This window comes from Marinobacter sp. BW6, from assembly GCF_008107725.1.
Classification (GTDB): domain Bacteria; phylum Pseudomonadota; class Gammaproteobacteria; order Pseudomonadales; family Oleiphilaceae; genus Marinobacter.
Map to the genome: position 1 here is coordinate 31,668 of NZ_VIRN01000064.1, position 21,016 is coordinate 52,683.

Consider the following 21,016-nt stretch of genomic DNA (forward strand, 5'->3'; position numbering starts at 1 on the left):
ACCCCAATCACTTCAGCACATCCGCCATCGACACCAGGGCCCGGGCTACCTCGGGCAGTTTGCGGCCCTGGTCCATGGCCAGTTTCCGTAATACACGATGAGCTTCGTCATTGCTGATTTTGCGATGTTCCATCAGCAGCAGCACAGCCTTTTCCTGGGTTTTCCGATCTTCCAACGCTTCCCTGGCACTCTGCAACTCATCGGTCATCTGTTGCAGGCGCCTGGTCTGTTCCTGAACCAGATCGAAGATTGAACGGCCAAACTGTTGCCCAATGCCATCGCTGGCCCAGGCATCACCGGACTGTTGCTCATTTCCGGAATCGCACAGTACCAGCATAGGCTGACAAGCCGGTTCATGGGCGTCCAGAGAGGTAATCAGGGTTTCCTGGTGGGCCAGTGAGTTCCTGGCATCGGCAAACCGCTCAGTGCAACGAGCGTGAAAACAGCCCTCCACTGAGTCCTCTACCGTTTTGAGTTCATCCATCCGCTCTGACATCAGCCTGAACCATTCATCCGCCAGGGCGGGGTCGAGGTTTTTATAACGGCCGATGGCCGTGCCACGCTGGCGAAGCTTTTCGATGTCAGCCTCGCGAGGGTCGTCACGCAACTTTTCCCAAAGCTCCAGGGACCCCTTATCGGCAAAGCTGGTAAACACCTCGAAACAGCGCTCCTGCGCCTCAATCAGGTGCGCCATGCGCTCAGACAGTGCACGATCAAACCGGCCACTGGAAAAGCCTGCCGACCCCACAGCGCGCTCCTGACCGCAGAATTCCTTGCCATTCATCAGGTGCACCATGGCCACCAGAAGTCCGGCTATAGTGGGGTCCACAGCGGTGTCTGCGGCTTCAAACACCACCGCAATCAGGTTGTGGATCAGGTTGCTGTATTCCTCGGTGGCAGATGCCGCTGTTATTTTCCGGGCGACCACACAGCGCCGCACCTCGGGCAGTCCTTCAAGGCCATGAAGGGCGCTCGCCAACTGGTTGAGCAGGTGGCTGCTGACCGGGTGCGCGGTCAGCTCCTGATGAATTTCCGCCAGCGCCTGATCAAACTCTCCCCGGAGCCGATCAGATGCCGAAACCATCGTTTTCCGCTCCCGGGCAAACTTCTCACCCGAAGAGCCAAGGAATACGTTAGACGCACCCCGCTCACACTGCAGTGCATGCACCAGGTTGCTGATGCACTGGACCAGCTTGCCCATCTGCAGGAAGTACTGGAGATTCATCAACTCGCAGCTTTTCGAGGCAATCAGGTAGTCGCCCGCTGACGGCGATTTATGGGCGGCGGCACGTTTGGTGTTCATAACAGACTCCGGAGGCACGATAGCCTCGAATGCAACAATCAAGGTCAGACCAGTCCGCAGCAATTACCGCGCCACCGCATCTGGCCCAAAATCGTGCAATCCGCCCCGTCGCAGGGCAGCTTTGGCGTGTCTTTCCAGGTGGGAACAGGCCAAAAAAAACATAACCAATTGATTTTAAAGCACTCAAAGAACTGGCACGAAGATCGCTTAGCAGATAGTAAGGACGAACGTCCCGGCCAAGGATCAGGCCGGACCATCAGATCATTGTTGTTGGCATTGGCGCCGGACCATCGATTTCCCCTAGGGAATAGATGCTCCGGCTTTTTTTGTTTGGTCGAAAAAAGTACGGGTTGGAGCAAAATGACAGGACAGACTGAATCGACACTGGTGATCTGCGGGCACGGCATGGTTTCGCAACGCCTGCTGGAAGCTTTATGCCGTGCACGAGTCAGGCCGTTTACCCGCGTCATTGTCTTCAACGGCGAAACAACCCCTGCCTACAACCGGATACAACTCTCACTGCTACTCGCCGGTGAAACCGACGAAACCTCCCTGGCACTGCAGCAGGACGAGTGGTTTCGGGACAACGGCATTGAAGTGTGGAACGGAGAGTCCGTGGTCGCCATCAATCGGGTAGATCAGACGGTGACCACCAGAACCGGTCGGGTTCAGACCTATACCCACCTGGTACTGGCTACCGGGTCACGGCCTGCAAAACCAGGGCTACCGGGTGACGATCTTCCAGGTGTTGTGACCTTCCGGGACCTGCAAGACACAAGAACGCTGATTGAATCCGCTGCGCGGCATCGCCGGGCAGTAGTCGTCGGTGGAGGCTTTCTTGGCCTGGAAGCCGCTGAAGGCCTCCGCCAACGAGGCATGGCCGTCACCCTGTTGCATCGCAGCAACCATCTTCTGAACCGACAGCTGGACAGGGTCGGCGGTCAGCTGCTGCAACAGCACATGGAAGAACGGGGCGTAAACGTACGCACCGGAACCGCTCCCAAAGCACTGCTCGGACGATCCATGGTCCGGGCAGTACAACTGGATGACGAAACCCTGATCAGCACGGATCTGGTGCTGTTCGCCACCGGTATCGTTCCCGCTGCCGAGCTTGCCAGGACCGCAGGCCTTGAATGCGATCGTGGCATTCTGGTGAACGAACAGCTTCGCACCAGCGACCCGGCAATCTTTGCGCTGGGTGAGTGCTGTCAGCTGGGAAACACCACCTTCGGGCTGGTGGAACCCGGGTATCAGCAGGCCGAGGTGCTTGCAGGCGTGCTCGGTGGAACAGCTCCCAGGGCCGAGTACCGGCCGGTGGATACGCCGACCCGTCTGAAGATCAGCGGCGTTCCGATTTTTTCCTGCGGCCAGATCAGCCCCGACGGGGACACCGAATCCGTAGTCTGGCAGGACCACGAACAGAATCACTATTGCCGACTGCTGATCCGAAATCAGCGGCTAACCGGCGCCGTACTGATGGGCGATACCCAGGACGGCCCCTGGTACAGCCAGCGCATCCTGCTGCAGGACGACATCTCCCGGTACCGGGACTTCATTGCATTCGGCAAGAACTACTGCGAAGCGGCAGCCTGAGCCGCTCTGGAAAGAGGACATACCCATGAGCAAGAAAACCCTGATCGTGATTGGCAACGGCATGGTCGGCCATCACTTCCTGGAACAATTCTGCGCCAGCCCGGCTGCTGCCGAATTCGAGATTATTGTGTTCGGCGAGGAAAAACAGCTTGCCTATGACCGGGTCCACCTGTCGGAGTACTTCGGCGGTTCCACCCACGAAGATCTCGCTATGGGTACGCTGGAGTGGTACACCGAACAGGGCATTCAGCTGCATCTGAATGAACAGGTGACCGGCATCGACCGCGAGAATAGAACCCTGGAAACCCCCCGGGGCAGTTACCGGTACGACGAACTGGTCCTGGCTACCGGCTCCTACCCTTTTGTACCGCCGATTCAGGGCAATGATCGCCCCCACTGCCTGGTGTATCGTACGCTGGATGATCTGGATGCCATTCGCACCAGCTCGGAAGGCGCACGCAGCGGCGTGGTAGTCGGCGGTGGCCTGCTGGGCCTTGAGGCGGCCAATGCGCTGAAGAGCCTCGGACTGGAAGCCCATGTGGTTGAATTTGCACCCCGGCTGATGCCTGTGCAGCTCGACTCCGATGGCGGCGCCCTGCTGCGCCACAAGATCGAGGAGCTGGGGGTTCAGGTGCACACCGAGAAGGCCACCACCGCCATTACAGAGGGCGAGGATGCCCGCCTGCGCATGAATTTCAGCGACCAGTCTTTCCTTGAGACGGACCTGATCGTCTTCTCCGCCGGCATTCGCCCCCAGGATGCCCTGGCCCGGGCCAGCGGACTGGACATCGGCGAGCGCGGCGGCATCGTGATCGACAACCACTGCACCACCTCGGACCCGCATGTGCACGCCATTGGCGAGTGCGCGCTCTGGGAACAGAAGATCTTCGGCCTGGTAGCACCCGGCTACACCATGGCCCGCACACTGGCTGCCGCGCTGAATGGCGATCGCGAGACCGCCTTCACCGGTGCTGACATGAGCACCAAGCTCAAATTGCTGGGCGTGGATGTCGGTTCCATCGGCGACGCTCACGCCCAGACCCCGGGCGCCCGAAACATCCGCTTTAACGATGAGCAGGCCGGCCACTACCGCCGCATGGTCATCAGTGAAGACGGTAAGACCCTGCTGGGTGCCATTCTGGTAGGCGACAACAGCCACTACGATACCCTGCTGCAATACGCCCTCAATGGCATCACGCTGCCGGAGAATCCGGAAACCCTGATCCTGCCGGAAAGCGAGGGCGGCGCACCGGCCCTGGGCCCCGATGCCCTGCCGGAAACCGCCTCCATCTGCTCCTGCCACAACGTCACCAAGGGCGATATCTGCGGCGCCATCGACGCCGGCTGTGGCGACCTGGGGAGCGTCAAGGCCGAAACCAAGGCCAGCACCGGCTGCGGCGGCTGCACCGCCCTGCTCAAGAACGTGGTGGACAGCGAGCTGGAAAAGCGCGGCGTGGAAGTCAGCAAGGACCTGTGCGAGCACTTCCCGTACAGCCGCCAGGAGCTTTTCCATCTGGTGAAGGTGAACGGCATACGCACCTTCCGCACACTGATCAGCCAGCATGGCAAGGGCCACGGTTGCGATATCTGCAAACCGGCGGTGGCCTCGATTCTGGCTACCTGCTGGAACGAGCACATCCTGGCCACGGATCACGTGCCGCTGCAGGACACCAACGACACCTTCATGGCCAACATGCAGAAGAACGGCACCTATTCCATCGTGCCGCGTATCCCCGGTGGCGAGATCACCCCGGACAAGCTGATTGTCCTAGGTGAGGTGGCCAAGGAATACGATCTGTACACCAAGATCACCGGCGGCCAACGGGTGGACCTGTTCGGCGCCACTCTGAGCCAGCTGCCGGAGATCTGGGAAAAGCTGATCGCCGCCGGTTTCGAGACCGGGCACGCCTACGGCAAGTCACTGCGTACTGTGAAGTCCTGCGTTGGCAGCACCTGGTGCCGCTACGGCGTCCAGGACAGCGTGGGCATGGCAATCCGCCTGGAGGACCGTTACAAGGGCCTGCGGGCGCCTCACAAGGTCAAGATGGCGGTCTCGGGCTGCACCCGCGAATGCGCCGAAGCCCAGAGCAAGGACTTTGGCGTGATTGCCACGGAAAACGGCTGGAACCTGTACGTCTGCGGTAACGGCGGCATGCGGCCCCGCCACGCCGATCTGTTCGCCACGGACCTGTCTGACGAAGAACTGATCCGCACCATCGACCGGGTAGTGATGTTCTATGTGCGCACCGCTGACCGGCTGCAGCGCACCAGTGTCTGGATGGAAAACCTGGAGGGTGGTCTGGAGTATCTGAAGCAGGTGGTGCTTGAAGACAGTCTGGGGATTGGTGCAGAGCTGGAGGAGCACATGGAGGGGATCGTTGGGACTTACCAGTGCGAGTGGAAAACGGCCGTCGAGGATCCGGAGAAGCGGAAGCGGTTCCGGGAGTTTGTTAATGCGCCTTCGCAGAGCGATCCGGTGCAGGAGTGGACGGTTGAGCGGGGGCAGCGTCGGCCTGTTTTGGAGTCTGCGTAGCCTTTAGGTTCTGGTGAAGAGCAAGGCGCCATGGGGGTGCTTTTCTTCTGGGAAAAACGACTCGCTTCGCTCAGACATCTTTTTCCCGACAGAAAAGCACCCCCATACCACCTCGCTCACCAAGCTTCCGTGGTATCGCTTGTAACGCACAGTTGAAATAAACGCAGAAGGAATAGGAGAAACACAATGAAACCACGCACTCGTTGGGAAGCCGTTTGCACAGTAGAAGACCTGGTGCCGGAATCGGGCATTGCGGTGTGGACCGAAGAAGGGCCGGTGGCGGTGTTTTATCTGCCGCATCGGCTGCCGGCGTTGTTTGCCATCAGTCACACAGATCCTTTCAGCGGCTCGAATGTGCTGGCCCGGGGTATTACCGGGGATCTGAAAGGGGAGCCGGTGGTGGCGTCTCCGTTGTACAAGCAGCATTTCAGTCTGCGTACGGGTGTCTGTCTGGAAGACGATACCGTGCGGGTGAAAACCTATCCGGTGCTGCTGGACGGCAATCAGATCCGGCTGGAAGTTCGGGCCAACCAGCGAGAATCAGTCGCCGCCTGACCGCCAACGCTCCCGCCAGCCAAGAACAAAAATGGTCAGTGACGGCAGGAAGGTCACCGTTACGATCGCTGCCCCCAGAAGTCCAAAGAGGACGATGGCGCCTACACCCCGATAGAGCTCGGTGCCTTCGCCGGGCAGGAACACCAGGGGCGAGAGGCCGCAGATGGTGGTCAGGGTGGTCATGGCAATGGGTCGCAGGCGGGTCTGGACGGCGCCGGTGACGGCTTGCACCACGGTAACGCCTTTCTGGCGCAGGTTCTGCCGGGCCTGATCCACCACCAGGATCGGGTTGTTCACCACCGTTCCCATCAGAATCAAAAAGCCCAGCATGGTGATCATGTCGAAGGGCTGTCGCAATGGCTGGAGGCCGATCATGGGCAGCAGGCCACCGACCAGGTTCATCAGGGCCAGGCCCACGATGCCACCGGCCACGCCAAGCGGTATGGCGGTCATGATCAGCAGGGGGAATCCCCAGTGCGCGAAGATGGCCACCAGCAGCAGGTAGACAATGGCAATCGCAATGATGAAATTGCCGGTCAGTGCCTCCCGGGTGGCATTCAGCTGGTCGCTGGCGCCGGAGATATCCACGTTCACATTCGCGGGCAACGCGCCGCTGTCCCGCATGAACTGCAACAGTTCCGTGCGCACCCTCTCCACGCCAGCTTCGAGCGGCACATCGTCCGGGGGAATCACATTCAGAGTCACCGTGCGGCGACCGTCTACCCGTCGGACCGTACTGGTATCCACGGTTTCCTCGATGGTGGCCAGGCTGGAAAGAGGCAGGGTCGCGCCCTGGGGCGTATGCACCATGACATCTGGCAGGCTGTCCAGTGACGGGTTACGACCTTCGCTGCCGTAGACGTAGATATCGATCTTCTCGTCATCGAGGAAGAAATCGTCGACATAGCTGCCCTCGGTCAGGGAGGCCACGGTAAAACCAATGCCTTCGGCGCCAAGGCCGAGTTCCGCCGCACGATCCCAGTCAGGCATGATCTGAATCAGCGGCTGCGCCAGGGACAGCGTGGAAGGTTGGCTCTGGATACGGGGATTGTTGAAGATTTCCTCGGCCCGTTGGTAAGCGGCATTGGCAGCGCTGTAAACAGAGACCAGATCCGGGCCGGAGATGTCCAGGTTGATACTCCGGGTGCCGCCGTCATTGCTGGAGATGATGGAACCTTTGGCGGCGAAGGCGCGCATACCCGGGAACTGTTCATAGAACCGGGTGATCTCGTCCATCAGGGCCTCGATATGCCTCGGATTCAGGGTCTCGGCGATGATCCTGATCCTGGTTGGCGTCACCTGCATATTGAGATAAGCCATGGGCGGCACGCTGGTTTCGCCGGCGGCATAGGCCTGTCCGTCGGCGTTCACGTGCGGCAGGAAGTAGTCTTCCACCTGTCGGGCAATGGCTCCCATCTCTTGCAGGTTATAACCGGGCGGCGCGGACATGGCCGCAAAGGTCTTGGGTTCCTCACCCTCCGGCAGGTATTCCGCAGGCGGGGTCAACACGAAAATCACCCAGAGGCTGAAGCCAACAGTTGCAGCCATGACCAGTACCCGGCGCACCGTGCCATTCACCAACCAATGCACCGTCCCCATCGCAGCCCGACTCCAACGGCCCGAGGTATCGTTGCCGTATTCATCGGTGGTGACGCCCCGGCGACCGAAATCCAGCCGGGCACAGAGGGTCGGTATGATGGTGATTGCCACCAGCATCGAGGCAAGGATGGCGGCGGAGATGGCGATCGCCACGTCGGAATAAAGTTGGCCCGCCTCTTCTTCAATGAACAAAATCGGCAGGAACACCAGGATGGTCGTGGTGGTGGAAGCCAGCACCGCTGGCCAGACTTCGCGCACCCCCTTGAGGGCGGATTCGAAACGGTCCAGGCCCAGCCGCCGGTGTCTCTCGATGTTCTCCAGCACCACGATGCTGTTGTCGACCGTCATACCGATGGCAAAGGCAATACCGGCCAGGGAAATCACGTTGATGGTGCGGCCGGTGATCAATAAGCCGATAAACGCCGCAATGGCGCACAGGGGAATGCCCACCACGCCGGCAAACGTGGCCCGGCCAGACCTCAGAAACAGAAACATCACCAGGGTTGCGAAGGCGGCACCGATCCCCAGATTGGTCCAGACATTGGCAACCGAGGCTTCCACATACCGGGCATCGTCTGCGGTCAGGCCCAGCCTCATGCCCGCCGGCTCCAGCACCTCCCGATTAATTGCCGCCACCTCGTCCATCATGGCGTGCTTGATATCAATTACATTGGATCCGCTCTCGCGGCGAACCTGCAGGCCAATCACCCGTTGGCCATTGACCACGGACAGTTCCCGGATGCGGGAGTGGCCCTGACGCACCTGTGCGACCTCGCCGAGGCGCACCACACTGTCTCCCTGCCGCCTCACCACCAGCTGCTCCAGGGACTCAACATCATCAAAGCGCCCCACGGTTCGGAGCAGGTAACGGCGCTTGCCGGAATCAATCTCGCCACCGGATATGTCCCGATTGCGGGCCACGATAGCATTACGCAGATCCAGCAAGCTCAGGCCCCGCTGGGCCAGGGCGGCTTCATCCACGATGATCTGCATCTGCCGGTCGGCGCCGCCGCCGACAGTGACCTCGGAGACACCCGGCACGCTCTCCATCCTTGGCCGAACGCGATCCTCGATAAAATCGCGCATCAACTCGATGTCCAGCTCCCGGGGATTGCCCTCCAGTGTTGAAATCCGGAAATACATGAACGCATTGGAGGAGAAAGACGCCGCCACAATACGCGGCTCATCCACGTTTCCCGGGTAGTCAGAAACCTGGCTCAGGGCATTATTGATCTGGATCAGGGTCTCGGTAATGTCCACCCCGAACGGGAATTCCAGTTCAATTTCGGCCGCGCCGCTGGAGGCCGTCGAGGACATCCGGCTCAGATTGGGGACATTGCGGAGGAACCGTTCTTGCTCGATCAGTATGTCTTTCTCGATGTCCTGGGGCGTGGCGCCAGGCCAGCTGGTCTCGACAGTGACCGTCCGCACCTCCAGATCCGGAATCATCTGGACCGGAATCCGCAACGCCGCCGCGGTCCCCAGGATCGCAACTATCAGTGCAATGACAGTGACCAGGGTGCCATGGCGAATAATGCCGGCAAACATCAGCGGCTCTCCCGTTCCGCGATGCGAACGCTGATGCCCTCGCTCAGGGACTCATTACCACGGACCACCACGTTCTGGTCCGCTTCAAGACCACTGGTGACCTCTACCCGGCCCTCAAAGCCGGTGCCGAGTCGCACCCGCTTCTCGCTGACAGTCCAGGTATCTTCATCCCCGGGTTCGGCAATCCACACAGTGGTGCGCCCCTCGGGGTAGCGGTTGATGGCATCCCTGGAGACTGTCAGTCCCCTTTCGCCGGTCGTCACCCGCAAGACAGCCTGTGCCGCCATGCCCGGAAGCAGTTTAACGGTGTCCGGCTTTATGGCGCGTAGCAGAAAGGTTCTGGACTGGGGATCGTTGACCGGTACCAGGACATCAATGGCTGCCCTGCTCAGTTCCTGGCCGTCCCGAACCAACAGCCGGCTGTTGTCGTCGATGCGTTTGTAGAAGGACTGGGGTACCTGGAAATCGAGACGCAGGTTGTCGGTATCGACCAGAGTCAGCAGCTGGTCGCCCGGGGTTACCCATTCGCCGAGATCCCGCGAGCGCTGGCTGACCACACCGTCGAAGGGGGCGATCACTCGGTGTCGCCCGACCCGGACCTCCACCTTTCGGCGGGCGGCTTCCAGGCGAGCAGCGGCCGCTTCGCTCGCGACGACTTCACTTTCCCGGGCACTGACTTCCGTGGCCGCGATGTTACGGCCTGCACCAACAGACCTGGCTTCGCGCAGTCGACGCTCGGCTTCCTCCAGGCGGCTACGGGCCTCGTCCGACTCGGCCCTCGCCGCCGCAAGCTCCCAGGTGACCATTTCATCATCAAGCTCAATCAGCACATCGCCCCGGGAAACGCGATCGCCGGTTTCCACCTGAACCACCTCCAGCAAGCCGGCAACCGACGCCGAAATGCCAGATACCCTTAGGGCGTTGACGGTACCGTTCAGGGTCACTTCCTGAATAATATTTTCGGAGGCGACAGTTTCCAATTGGACACCCGGCAGGTCCTGGGCAGCAGTGACTACGGAAAACAGGCCGCTCACAAACAGAACAACACCCTGCAGGCTCTTCATGGGGGTAGCCACGTCCTTATCTCCAAAATTCGTTTCAATGGGTGCAATTACTAACCTTAGTTCATGGCTTACGACGGAAATCCCGGTCCGGACCTTGCGCAGGGTTTCGCCCGATCGGTGCGGGGAATGTGCACAGGGGTCAATTTCCTTGCCACGCATCTGAGCTACTATTGTCACAATACCGACAACAAGGACGCCCCGTGAAACCTCTCAGCCCTACGGACCAACTTTTTCTCTGGCTGGAAAAACGGCAGCAACCCATGCACGTAGGCGGGCTGCAGCTGTTCTCCTTTCCCGACGACGCCCCGGAGGATTACGTCGCCCAGCTGGCCGAGCGGCTAAGGCAGTACACAAAAGTAACCCCGCCGTTCAACCAGCGTCTGGATTACCGTTTCGGCCAGCCGGTCTGGGTGGAAGACGAGCATCTGGATCTGGAGCACCATTTCCGGGTCGAAGCACTGCCGACCCCGGGACGGGTCAGGGAGCTGTTGACGTTTGTTTCTGCAGAGCATTCCCATCTGATGGACCGAGAGCGACCGCTGTGGGAATTTCATCTGATTGAGGGGCTGGGGGAGCGGCAGTTCGCCGTTTACATCAAGGTTCACCATGCCCTGGTGGACGGCGTTTCGGCCATGCGGATGGTGACACAGATGCTGTGCCAGGATACCGGGGAGCGGGACATGCCGCCGATCTGGGCCATGCCACCCCGCCCGGCCCGTGAGCACGATAATGGCGACACCTCCCTGTGGCGAAGTGTCGGCCACCTGCTGGGCGAATCCGGCAAGCAACTGGGCACTGTTCCGACCGTGGCCCGGGAACTGTTGCGAACCATCAACGACGCCCGTAAAGACCCTGCCTATTCGTCGATCTTCCACGCACCCCGCAGCATCCTGAACCAGAAGATCACCGGCTCCCGACGCTTCGCCGCGCAATCCTACGAACTCAGTCGGATAAAGGCCGTGTGTAAAACCTACAGAACCACGGTCAATGATGTGGTGATGGCCATGTGCGCCACCGCGCTGCGCAGCTACCTGATGAACCAGGACGCCCTGCCGGAAAAACCGCTGATCGCCATGGTGCCTGTTTCACTGCGCAAGGATGACAGCTCCGGCGGCAACCAGGTGGGCGTGATCCTGGCCTCGTTACACACCGATGTCAGCAGCCCGGTCACACGTCTTATGCAAATCCACGAGGATGTGAAAGCCGCCAAAGACCGCTACGCCCACATGTCCCCGGAAGAAATCATCAACTACACCGCCCTGACCCTGGCACCTGCAGCGTTCAATCTGCTCACCGGCATGGCACCGAACTGGCAGACCTTCAACGTGGTAATCTCCAACGTCCCCGGACCGCGAGAGACTTGCTACTGGAACGGTGCCACGATGGACGGCATGTACCCGGTCTCCATCGCCATGGATCGCCTGGCCCTGAACATGACCCTGACCAGCTACGGCGACCAGGTGGAATTCGGCCTCATCGGTTGCCGCCGCACGCTACCCAGCCTGCAGCGAATGCTCGACTACCTGGAAGAGGCCCTGGTCGAACTGGAGACCGCCGCCGGTCTGTAGTCCTAACGAATTAACCGAAGCGGCGCTCCTCGTTACGGATGGAAATCTGGTTGTTCAGAGTCCAGAAGTCATACAGCACACCGATCAGGAACAGGCCGCCGGTAAACAGGTAGATGATCCCGGTAATCCACTTGCCCATGTACATTCGGTGAATCCCGAACACACCCAGGAAGGTCAGCAGGATCCAGCCAATGTTGTAGCTAACCTCACCTTCCCGGAACCGAAGATCCGCCTCCCGGTCCATGGCCGGGATCAGGAACAGGTCAATAATCCAGCCGATGAACAGCAGCCCCAGAGTAAAGAACCAGATGGTGCCGGTAACGGGTTTGCCGTAGTAGAACCGGTGCGAGCCCAGGAATCCGAAAATCCAGAGCAGGTAGCCGATCAGTTTGCTGTGGGTGTCTGGGCGTTCTGTCATGTTTTATGGATCCTGTTTTGGTTTGGCTTGGTCAGTGTGTTCGGTTTTGTCCCTAGCCTGCCGGTTCTGGGGGCTGGCCGGGGGGAAGGAATATTTTCCCTTGGGAAAAAGCAACTCGCTTCGCTCAGACATCTTTTTCCTGGCGGGAAAATATTCCTTCCCCCCGTCCGTCAAACCATTGTGGCATAGGAAAGAAAAACAAATTAAAACACTTCAATGAACTTTCCGGACGGCCCTCACCTTTGTCCATAGGGCGTGGGGTGGGGCATGAATTTTCAGGGGAAAAAGATGTCTGAGCAAAGCGAGTTGCTTTTTACCCTGAAAATTCATGCCCCGCCCTGCGACCACGCTCCAAACCCCGAGGCCCATAAAATCAGGGCCCAACCTCAGGCGCCGGATCCGGTCCACCCTCGCGAAACTCGCTGGCCGACTTGCCGGTCCACTTCCGGAAGGCCCGGCTGAAGTTGGAAAGGTCGGCATAACCCAACTCGTAGGCAATCTCGCTGACCGATTGGTTGGTATACCGGAGCAACTGGATCGCCCGGTCTTTCAGTACCGATTCGAGGATTTCCCGATAGCTGGTATCCCGATCCGCCAGCCGGCGTTTCAGGGTCCGGGACGAGACGCAGAAGCGCTCGGCCATGGCTTCCAGTGATGGCAGCGGTCCCGGCATCATCCGGAGCATGTTCCGGATCGCCAGGACGATGTCGCCCTGTTCCTTCAGGGCTTTCTGCAGCTCGAATTCGCATTGGTCCCGGGCCATTCGGGAGGCTTCCGCATCGGCCAGGCGCATTCGCACGTCCAGAAGCTCCCGGGGAAACACCATCATCTCGTCGGCATGGCCGTATTCGAACGGAACCGGCAGCTGGCCCGCAAACTGCCGGTACCAGGGCGGCTCCGGAGCGCTCAGGCGAACCGTGACGCCCGTCAGCTTGCCGTCTTCCAGGGCGAAGCCGCGTTTGATGGCGTCTTCCCGATCCAATAGCTGTTCGGTCAGCAGGATCAGCGTGGCGCTGACGGTTTCCGCCAGAAACGGATAGAGGCCGGGCACTTCGAATTCGGTACAGAGCTTTACCAGCACCTGATCGCCCGCTTCGGACTGGCTCATGCTGAGGAAAGGCACTCGCAGATGCAGGTATCGGCGCACCGAATCCAGGGCGTCGGCAAAGGTGGGGCTGGTTAGGGCCGCGAAGCCCAGGGTGCCGTGAATCGTCAGCCGTAACTCCCGCGCCAGCACAAAGCTGAGACCGTCCTGGCCGGCCAGATTCAAAGCCCGTTTGGCCATGATGATGGCATCGGTGACAAACACCCGGCTGTCGTTAGACTTGAGATCATCCGGGGTGAAGTCGAGACCTTCATAGAGCAACCGGTCGTTGTAGCCGAGCTGGCGGACCGTTTCCGCCAGAACCCGCAGGTAAGCGCCCGGCACCAGGAACAATCCCAGCATCTGCCGTTCTTTGTCCGGACCGCTTGCGCTCATTGGCATTCCTTATTATTGAGTTGGCTGAAGCACGTCAACCGACTCTATCAGATGCCTCCCACCGCTACAGTGGGGCCCGGCACACCCTGGTCGCCGTCAGCTTAGCCAATCAATTCCCGGTCGGTGTCCCATCCTGATCGACCGCCGTCCTCTTTGCGCATTCCTGCCCGACGTTGACTGCCCCACACTGGAGCCATGACATCAGCCAGAGTGAGGAGTACACAGATGCTGAGCAGCAAAACCACAGAAAAGAAGACGGCTCCGGTTACCAGAGCCTCCAACACACCCGATAACGTCACCATCACAGCCCAGCGCATGGGCTTTGAGTTCGGCGAGCAGGTGCCCCGCTACTGGGTCGACGACAGCTACACCATCAGCCATATCATGAATGCGCTTTCGGTGCTGTTTCCGCAGGGCGAGCAGTTCTTCGTGGATTCTGTAAGAGCGTTCCGGGACCAGATCTCCGATCCCAAACTGAAAGAGGAGATACGCGGGTTCATTGGCCAGGAGGCTATGCATTCCCTCGAACATATCGCCATGAACCAGCACGTTCGTGACCAGGGCATGCCGGTGGAAGAACTGGAAAAACACCTGGAAGTGGTTCTGGGCATTACCAAGAAGCTGCCCAAGCGTCACCAGCTGGCCATAACCTGTGCCCTGGAACACCTGACCGCCATGATGGCCGACATGCTGCTGGACCGTGACGATGTGCGCCAGGACATGAATGAATCCATGCGCCCGCTGTGGGTCTGGCACGCGATCGAAGAAACCGAACACAAGGCGGTTGCCTATGATGTTTTCCAGGCAGCTGGCGGCACCTATGCAGAAAGAACCTTTTACCTAGCGTTCAGCACCGCTGCCCTGGGTGTGATGAGCACCTATTTTACCAGCCGGATGATGCTGAACGACCGCAAGAACTTCTCTTTGAAAGATACCGCCATAGGTCTCTGGCGCCTGTGGGGCATAAACGGCACCTTCTCGAGCCTGATTCCCACATGGCTGGAGTACTTCAAACCCGGCTTCCATCCCTGGGATCACGACAACAGCGACCTGATTGCCCGTTTCAAGGAAGAAATCCAGGCGCACATTGCACCGCAGTACAAGAAAGGTAATCGCAGGACGCTTCAGTAAACCACGGAAACAACTCCCAGCTCTGAAAGGAAGCGGGCGGGGAGGTCTTTGTGCAGGGAAAATGATGTCTGAGCGCAGCGAGTTGCCTTTTCCCGGAAGAAAGACCTCCCCACCCGATTCCCCACTCCCTGGTCAGGCCTGCGGCTCAGCGACGCCCGAGCGAACAACCTCTCCTTTGCGCCAAAGCCGCCACTCTCCCGGTTGATAGACATCCCATTTCTCATCGCTTGTCAGCGGTTCAGTCACGATCACGCTGACGATATCGTTGGGCGTGGTTTCCGATTCAAAGTCCACCGTCACGTCAGCGTCTTTCAGACGGGCGGGACCGAACGGGGCCCGCCGGGTAATGCTGGCCATTTTGGTGGTGCAGTAGGTGAACAACCAGTCGCCATTACTCAGCAGGAGATTGAACACGCCCTGGCTGGCGTAAGCCTTCGACAGGCGCACCAACCGCTCAATGATGTCGTTGGTCGGGGTATTCCGGTCGCAGTGGCTGCGCAAGTGGTTGAGAATGTCGCAGAACAGGGCTTCGCTGTCGGTGGTGCCGACCGGCTCGTAGAAGCCCGGATCTGAATGGAAGCTGGAAAGCTGGCCATTGTGGGCGAAGACCCAGTAGCGACCCCAGAGTTCGCGCATAAAGGGATGGGTATTAGCCAGGCAGATGTCGCCGACATTGGCCTGGCGAATGTGGCAGATGGCCACTTCGCTCTTGATCGGATGGGTCTGGACAACTTCGGCGATTCGGGAATTGGCGCTGGCGTCGGCGTCATGGAACGCCCGGACCCCTTTACCTTCGTAGAATGCGACACCCCAGCCGTCCTTGTGGGGGCCGGTCTCTCCACCTCGGCGGGTGAGCCCGGTGAAGCTAAAACACAGGTCGGTGGGGGTGTTGGCGCTCATAGCCAGTAATTCACACATGGGTTACTTCATTCTTGCCGGACGATGAATGCCCCAAGAATAACGTAATCAACTCGCTTCGACAGTGAGAATCTCAAGCTGACGGGGGTTATGGCCGGCGCCGACCACGCGGTTTCGCCCGGCTCGCTTGCCGCTGTACAACCATCGATCGGCCACCCGGAACAGGCTTTCGGCTTCGCGACCGTGATCTGGCCATTGGGCAACCCCGAAGGAAGCGGTCACCCGGATACGGGCGTCACCATAGGAAAGCTCCCGGTCGGAGATTCTCTGGCGTAACTCGTCCATCAGGACAAACGCATCTTCCGACTTCACATCTCTGAGAATCAGACCGAATTCCTCGCCACCCAGGCGGCCGACAAAGTCCGTGCTTCGCAGACGCTCGGTCAGGCATCGGCTGATGCTCTTGAGCACGAAGTCTCCGGCCTCGTGGCCCAGGGTGTCGTTCACAACCTTGAAGTGGTCGATATCCATCACCACCAGCGCAAACCCGGTACCGCTGCGTTCGCACTCGGCAATGGTGCGATTCAGCGTGCCCTGGAAGTTACTGCGGTTGGCCAGAGAGGTCAGTGAATCGGTCTGGGCCATATCCACAAGCCGCTGCTCGGCTTCTTCGCGGCGTCCCTCATACAGGTGAATGAACGCCAGCATCAGTGCACCGCACAACACCATGTTGAGCAGATCGATCATCGCGTGGGGGTTCCCAACCTGCCCAAGATGGATGTAGTAAGTGATCCCACCGACGATCATGAAGGGTGCGCTGAGGATCATGCCTTCTTTCTTGCCGAGCAACAGGTAGGCCAGAACCGGCATCATGAGCACCCAGACGAACGCGGACACCGATGCTTCCGGTAACAGCATGATCAACAGAAAGAATGCGAACAGAGGCACCAGATAGGCGTAGACCCACTGCTGCAAATAGGGTGTCGATTTCAGGCGCCAGACTCCGAAAAACAGCAGAGCGCTGGCACACAGCTCACCAACACCCAGCCAGGGATAGCCATTGAAAAACTGCAGGCATGCAAAAACCACCAGTGCCGAGCCGGTGATCAGAAAAAGCAGCCGCATCAGTGAGCGGCGATGACTGTCGCGCAGACCCGAGCGGCTCTGTTCCAGAGTGGCCCCCAGGTCCGAATGGTGAGGCGTATTCATGCTGACTCTTCCTTGGATCAGCTTCCGAGTATAGCCCCGAAAAACTGTTTGTAAAACGTACAGCAGGCCCGACCATCAGACCCGCCACACGCGTTCAGCCCTCAGATATAAAGGTTCTTGCGGGAAAAACGCTCCACCAGAGGCTGATAGGCAGATCCGAGCAGGCGGTTGATCGCCTCAATGCCCCAGGCATCCGGGCCCACCAGGATGCGGGATTCATTCTTGAGGATGCCCTTTACAATGATTTCCGCGGCCTTCTCCGGCGTAGTCATGGCGAGCTTATCAAAGCCCTGACGCTGGGCAACGGCATTTTCCGATTTGCCCATGCGCGCCGCGTTGGCGATGTTGGTACGGATGCCACCTGGATGCACACAGCTCACCGCCACCGGCTGGTTCTCCAGCTTCATTTCCTGGCGCAGGGCTTCGGTGAACCCGCGGACCGCAAACTTTGCGGCGTTGTAGGCGCTTTGCTTGGGCACACCAATCAGGCCAAATACACTCGAGACGTTCACCACATGGCCATCGCCGGAGGCGATCAGATGCGGCAGGAAGGCCCGGGTACCGTGGGCAACGCCCCAGAAATCAATATCCATGACCCATTTGAAGTCCTCGTCAGTCATCTCTCGCACCGTGGCAGACAACGCAACACCGGCGTTGTTGATGACCAGATTGACCTGACCGAAGTCTTTCGCAACCTCCTCGGCATGGGCGAAGATGGCATCGCGATCTGACACATCCAGCCGATAAGTCTTCACATCAACGCCGTTGAGCTCTGCGGCGGTTTCCGCGAGGCCAGCCTCATTGACGTCCGACAGCGCCAGCCGACAGCCCCGGTCCGCCAGAGATCTGGCGAGCGCGCGACCGATACCCGAGCCGGCACCGGTAACAACGGCAACTTTGTTCTTCAGCTTTTTCATGGTCACAGACCTCTTGTTGTAGGCTTTTAAATTAAAGCAGATACTCTAGCAGTTGCCTGCCCACGGGGTATGGCTTTAGTGAACCAGGCCACAAGGCATTCCGGCCACCCTCTGACTCGTCATCCCGTTTCCGGTACAATCCACTGCCGTTGGCCGGTGCGGCAACACCGACCCTCTACCTTCCCCAAACCTGCGGATTTTCTTTATGGAATGGAGTCTTACGCATTTCTGGCTGATCCTGGCACTGGTGCTATGCCTGGCCGAACTGACCTCCGGAGTGCTCTTGCTTCTGGCCCTGGGCATTGCCGCGGCACTGACCGCCTTGCTGGCTTTCCTGGATGTGCCATTCGAATGGCAGCTCGCGGGTATGGGGGTGTTCTCGGGAATACTGGTGCCCGTCGCCATCCGCTGGATCCGGCCACGCTTTTCACCCAAAGGCGTGGCCTATGGAACCACAGGCACGGGTGTGGAGCAGGGCCGGCGTTATCAGACCCTGAAGCGGGATTTCGACGGTGCCACCGGCATCAAGGTCAATGGCGATTTCTATCGCCTGCGAGTGACTGACACCGGAAAAACCGACCTTCCGGAAGGAACCGACGTCATTTTCAAACAGTTTGACGGCACTACCGCCGTTGTTGAGACGATCACCCACAAGGAACCGTAAGCATGGAACAGTATCTGTCACCCGGACTGATCATCAGTCTGATCGTAGTCGCTATTGGCATCTTCATCATTGCCAAAGGTCTGGTCATCGTGCGCCAGTCCGAGGTCATGGTCATTGAACGCCTGGGTTCGTTCAACCGGATCCTCGAAAGCGGCGTGAACATCATTATTCCTTTCATTGAGCGGCCACGCCCCATCAGCATGATTCGTTATGTACGCATGGGCGAGGATTACCATCCGGTGATGAGCGACGAAGTGCGCATTGATCGCCGGGAGACGGTCATGGACTTCCCGGGACAACCAGTGGTCACTACAGACAACGTAACCGTCAAGATCAACGGTGCCCTCTACTACCAGATCATTGATCCACGCCGAGCGGTTTACGAAGTAGCCAATATGAGCCAGGCGGTGGAAGTCCTGGCCAAAACCACCCTGCGTTCGGTGGTGGGCAAGATGGAACTGGACAAGCTGTTTGAATCCCGCAGCGAAGTGAATAACGCCATCCAGGCCGAGATGGAAGAGGCCGCCTCCAAGTGGGGCGTGAAGCTCACCCGGGTTGAGGTTCAGGACATCAGCATGCCGGAAGAAGTGGAAGAGGCCATGCGATTACAGATGGCTGCGGAGCGCAAGCGCCGGGCCACGGTCACCGAAGCCGAGGGTGAAAAGTCGGCTGCCATCGCGATGGCCCAGGGCCAGCGGGAGTCTGCCATCCTGAATGCCCAGGGCGACAAGGAGTCCGCGATTCTCCGGGCCCAGGGCGAGCAGGAATCCATCCGTCTGGTACTCAGCGCCATGGGTGACTCCGAGGAGAACAAGCAGACGGTTATTGGCTACCTGCTGGGCCAGAGCTATATCAAGGTCCTGCCAAATATGGCGAAAGAGGGTGAGCGGGTGTTTGTGCCCTATGAATCCTCAGCCCTGCTGGGCTCCATGGGCATGTTCCGTGAACTGGCTGGCAGCCCCGAGGACGCCGTTCGCCAGCATCTGCAGCGCGATGGCCTGCGGGGCGGGCTGGTGGGCTCGGCAGGTAACAGCTAAGCCCTGAGAGTCCTTCAACCCAGCAAATTATCCAGGGGTTGGTCATAGCTGGGGGCAAACACCTTCAGAAAATAGGCAACCTCTGGCAGCTTGTCCTCGTCCAGCCGCTGGCGAATCTGTCGGGCGGCCGGCTCGAATTCCATATTGCCGGCCCGGATCTCCGCCCGGCACTTGAGCCACGCTGACAGCCTGTCGGCGGCCTTGATCAGCTCCTTGTCTTCTGCCGGCAGCTGCGATTCCCGAACATAGGGTGAGAAATCCTCACGCAGATCCTCCGGTAATAGTGCCAGCAACTCGGCCTCCGCCTTGTGTTCAATGTCCCCGAACGCCTCCCGCATGACCCGGGAATGGTATTTCACCGGTGTCGGCATATCCCCGGTAATCACTTCCGTCGCATCATGGTAAAGCGCTGCCGCCGCAATACGGTCGGTGTTCACCTGGCCGCCAAAATGCCGGTTGCGGATGATGGCAAGCGCGTGGGCAAGGGTCGCCACCTCCCAGGAATGGGTGGCAACGTTTTCCTCAATCGCATTTCGCATCAGCCCCCAACGCTTGATCCAGCGCAGGCGGGAGACATAGGCGAAAAAATGGCTGGCAACGTTACCCATCACTTACAGACCTATTTTGCATAAGTTAATAATCTTTTGCTTCAGGCGCATAAAATTCCCGTGCTATTCTGAATCCGCATTCAATTGTTACATAACCGGGGATATCGTGCCCGCTCAAGCGCAGATACGGAAAATGCTGGCCCTCGTTGCTGCAGCAATTGTGCTGGCAACGGTTCCGGTTTATGCAAACGAAACCGAAATCACTGTGGGCGTCTACCATTTTCCGCCGATCGCCAGTGTGGAACACAACGGCGAACCCACAGGCCTTCTTGGAGATCTGCTCCACGAACTTGAGCAAGCCAACCCGACGGTATCCTTCCGGGTCTTTCACACCTCGCCCAAGCGCCGGTACCTGGATTTCGATGCCGGCCTCTACGACGTCATCTTCTTTGAAAGCCCGGACTGGGGCTGGACCGAGAGAGACGTGGACATCACCCGCCCGATCCTGGCGGACGAAGAGCTCTATGTCGCTCTCAAGAAGCCCGGTCGGGATGACTCATTCTTTGACGACCTGCAAACCCGATCCATCGTCGCCATCTCCGGCTATCACTATGGTTTCACCGGATACGAAACCGACAATTCCGTGCTTGAGCAGAAATTCGACATTGAATTTTCCGACAGCCACAGCCGCAACATAAAGCTGATCAAGGCCGACCGGCCGTCCGTTGCCGAGGTTGCCATTGTCAGCCACTCCTACCTCCAGAGGCACCTCGAAAATCATCCGGAGGACTGGGGAACGCTGCTGATTTCCGATGAGCCGGATCAGCGCTATGAACTCAGCATCATCGCCCGAAAAAACGGGGCCGCGAGCTCGGGCGAAATGCTGCAACTGCTGGCGCCGCTGATTGAGAACGGTCGATACCGGCAACTCGTTGAGAAACGGGGACTAAAGCTACCAGCCGGTTTTCTGACCAGTTTCGAGGCACCCTGA

General features: G+C 59.2%; 17 protein-coding genes. 8 read left to right on the plus strand and 9 right to left on the minus strand.

The features are described 5' to 3' along the window. Positions 1-7: 7 nt before the first annotated feature. Positions 8-1,303, minus strand: coding sequence for a nitrate- and nitrite sensing domain-containing protein (locus tag FMN52_RS08825; protein ID WP_148608298.1), 1,296 nt, complete (start codon positions 1,301-1,303; stop codon positions 8-10). A 360-nt stretch (positions 1,304-1,663) separates the two neighbouring features. Here FMN52_RS08825 and FMN52_RS08830 point away from each other — a divergent pair, with 360 nt between their 5' ends. The 3 genes from FMN52_RS08830 to nirD all read left to right on the plus strand — a co-directional run bounded on the left by FMN52_RS08830 (position 1,664) and on the right by nirD (position 5,984). Then, on the plus strand, positions 1,664-2,896 hold the full coding sequence (locus tag FMN52_RS08830) for an FAD-dependent oxidoreductase (protein WP_162851863.1): 1,233 nt from the start codon (positions 1,664-1,666) through the stop codon (positions 2,894-2,896). A gap of 25 nt (positions 2,897-2,921) precedes the next feature. Then, complete coding sequence (gene nirB, locus FMN52_RS08835; protein WP_148608299.1) at positions 2,922-5,429, plus strand: nitrite reductase large subunit NirB; 2,508 nt, start codon at positions 2,922-2,924, stop codon at positions 5,427-5,429. A 186-nt stretch (positions 5,430-5,615) separates the two neighbouring features. Continuing rightward, a complete protein-coding gene (nirD, locus tag FMN52_RS08840; RefSeq protein ID WP_148608300.1) occupies positions 5,616-5,984 on the plus strand; it encodes a nitrite reductase small subunit NirD in 369 nt (122 codons plus the stop codon). Here nirD and FMN52_RS08845 read toward each other — a convergent pair. Together FMN52_RS08845 and FMN52_RS08850 are read right to left on the minus strand one after the other, a co-directional pair. Then, entirely contained in the window at positions 5,970-9,131 is a 3,162-nt protein-coding gene (locus tag FMN52_RS08845; protein ID WP_148608301.1) for an efflux RND transporter permease subunit, read from the minus strand. The genes nirD and FMN52_RS08845 overlap by 15 nt on opposite strands. Further along, on the minus strand, positions 9,131-10,207 hold the full coding sequence (locus FMN52_RS08850; protein WP_240339438.1) for an efflux RND transporter periplasmic adaptor subunit: 1,077 nt from the start codon (positions 10,205-10,207) through the stop codon (positions 9,131-9,133). The genes FMN52_RS08845 and FMN52_RS08850 overlap by 1 nt, the downstream gene beginning before the upstream one ends. A 188-nt stretch (positions 10,208-10,395) precedes the next feature. On the opposite strand from FMN52_RS08850, the gene FMN52_RS08855 reads away from it, so the two are divergent. Continuing rightward, entirely contained in the window at positions 10,396-11,763 is a 1,368-nt protein-coding gene (locus FMN52_RS08855; protein WP_148608302.1) for a wax ester/triacylglycerol synthase family O-acyltransferase, read from the plus strand. A gap of 10 nt (positions 11,764-11,773) precedes the next feature. Here FMN52_RS08855 and FMN52_RS08860 read toward each other — a convergent pair whose 3' ends face one another. Beyond that, entirely contained in the window at positions 11,774-12,181 is a 408-nt protein-coding gene (locus tag FMN52_RS08860; RefSeq protein WP_014578994.1) for a TM2 domain-containing protein, read from the minus strand. Positions 12,182-12,554: 373 nt separating this feature from the next. Next, positions 12,555-13,661 (minus strand): AraC family transcriptional regulator, encoded by a 1,107-nt coding sequence (locus FMN52_RS08865; RefSeq protein ID WP_148608303.1) that lies wholly within the window; start codon positions 13,659-13,661, stop codon positions 12,555-12,557. 225 nt (positions 13,662-13,886) lie between these two features. Here FMN52_RS08865 and FMN52_RS08870 point away from each other — a divergent pair, with 225 nt between their 5' ends. Next, the gene (locus FMN52_RS08870; protein ID WP_148608304.1) at positions 13,887-14,792 is read left to right on the plus strand and encodes a metal-dependent hydrolase; all 906 of its coding nucleotides are present in this window, start codon (positions 13,887-13,889) and stop codon (positions 14,790-14,792) included. Between the two features lie 132 nt (positions 14,793-14,924). Here the strand turns inward: FMN52_RS08870 and FMN52_RS08875 are convergent, their stop codons facing one another. The 3 genes from FMN52_RS08875 to FMN52_RS08885 form a co-directional block, all read right to left on the minus strand. After that, complete coding sequence (locus tag FMN52_RS08875; protein ID WP_148608305.1) at positions 14,925-15,710, minus strand: class II glutamine amidotransferase; 786 nt, start codon at positions 15,708-15,710, stop codon at positions 14,925-14,927. A 48-nt stretch (positions 15,711-15,758) separates the two neighbouring features. Beyond that, positions 15,759-16,859, minus strand: coding sequence for a sensor domain-containing diguanylate cyclase (locus FMN52_RS08880; RefSeq protein ID WP_148608306.1), 1,101 nt, complete (start codon positions 16,857-16,859; stop codon positions 15,759-15,761). Between the two features lie 101 nt (positions 16,860-16,960). Next, the gene (locus tag FMN52_RS08885) at positions 16,961-17,776 is read right to left on the minus strand and encodes an SDR family NAD(P)-dependent oxidoreductase (protein WP_148608307.1); all 816 of its coding nucleotides are present in this window, start codon (positions 17,774-17,776) and stop codon (positions 16,961-16,963) included. Positions 17,777-17,981: 205 nt separating this feature from the next. Between FMN52_RS08885 and FMN52_RS08890 the strand changes: the two genes are divergently transcribed. Together FMN52_RS08890 and FMN52_RS08895 are read left to right on the plus strand one after the other, a co-directional pair. Next, entirely contained in the window at positions 17,982-18,440 is a 459-nt protein-coding gene (locus FMN52_RS08890) for a nodulation efficiency, NfeD-like protein (RefSeq protein WP_148608308.1), read from the plus strand. A gap of 2 nt (positions 18,441-18,442) precedes the next feature. Continuing rightward, positions 18,443-19,477 (plus strand): SPFH domain-containing protein, encoded by a 1,035-nt coding sequence (locus FMN52_RS08895; protein WP_148608309.1) that lies wholly within the window; start codon positions 18,443-18,445, stop codon positions 19,475-19,477. A gap of 14 nt (positions 19,478-19,491) precedes the next feature. Here the strand turns inward: FMN52_RS08895 and yfbR are convergent, their stop codons facing one another. Beyond that, the gene (gene yfbR, locus FMN52_RS08900) at positions 19,492-20,085 is read right to left on the minus strand and encodes a 5'-deoxynucleotidase (RefSeq protein WP_148608310.1); all 594 of its coding nucleotides are present in this window, start codon (positions 20,083-20,085) and stop codon (positions 19,492-19,494) included. Positions 20,086-20,191: 106 nt separating this feature from the next. Between yfbR and FMN52_RS08905 the strand changes: the two genes are divergently transcribed. Beyond that, the gene (locus tag FMN52_RS08905; RefSeq protein WP_240339439.1) at positions 20,192-21,016 is read left to right on the plus strand and encodes a transporter substrate-binding domain-containing protein; all 825 of its coding nucleotides are present in this window, start codon (positions 20,192-20,194) and stop codon (positions 21,014-21,016) included.

Coding starts and splice junctions, on each gene's coding strand:
- FMN52_RS08825 (WP_148608298.1), bottom strand. CDS start 1,303: ATGAACACCAAACGTGCCGCCGCCCATAAATCGCCGTCAGCGGGCGAC.
- FMN52_RS08830 (WP_162851863.1), top strand. CDS start 1,664: ATGACAGGACAGACTGAATCGACACTGGTGATCTGCGGGCACGGCATG.
- nirB (WP_148608299.1), top strand. CDS start 2,922: ATGAGCAAGAAAACCCTGATCGTGATTGGCAACGGCATGGTCGGCCAT.
- nirD (WP_148608300.1), top strand. CDS start 5,616: ATGAAACCACGCACTCGTTGGGAAGCCGTTTGCACAGTAGAAGACCTG.
- FMN52_RS08845 (WP_148608301.1), bottom strand. CDS start 9,131: ATGTTTGCCGGCATTATTCGCCATGGCACCCTGGTCACTGTCATTGCA.
- FMN52_RS08860 (WP_014578994.1), bottom strand. CDS start 12,181: ATGACAGAACGCCCAGACACCCACAGCAAACTGATCGGCTACCTGCTC.
- FMN52_RS08865 (WP_148608303.1), bottom strand. CDS start 13,661: ATGAGCGCAAGCGGTCCGGACAAAGAACGGCAGATGCTGGGATTGTTC.
- FMN52_RS08870 (WP_148608304.1), top strand. CDS start 13,887: ATGCTGAGCAGCAAAACCACAGAAAAGAAGACGGCTCCGGTTACCAGA.
- FMN52_RS08875 (WP_148608305.1), bottom strand. CDS start 15,710: ATGTGTGAATTACTGGCTATGAGCGCCAACACCCCCACCGACCTGTGT.
- FMN52_RS08880 (WP_148608306.1), bottom strand. CDS start 16,859: ATGAATACGCCTCACCATTCGGACCTGGGGGCCACTCTGGAACAGAGC.
- FMN52_RS08885 (WP_148608307.1), bottom strand. CDS start 17,776: ATGAAAAAGCTGAAGAACAAAGTTGCCGTTGTTACCGGTGCCGGCTCG.
- FMN52_RS08890 (WP_148608308.1), top strand. CDS start 17,982: ATGGAATGGAGTCTTACGCATTTCTGGCTGATCCTGGCACTGGTGCTA.
- FMN52_RS08895 (WP_148608309.1), top strand. CDS start 18,443: ATGGAACAGTATCTGTCACCCGGACTGATCATCAGTCTGATCGTAGTC.
- yfbR (WP_148608310.1), bottom strand. CDS start 20,085: ATGGGTAACGTTGCCAGCCATTTTTTCGCCTATGTCTCCCGCCTGCGC.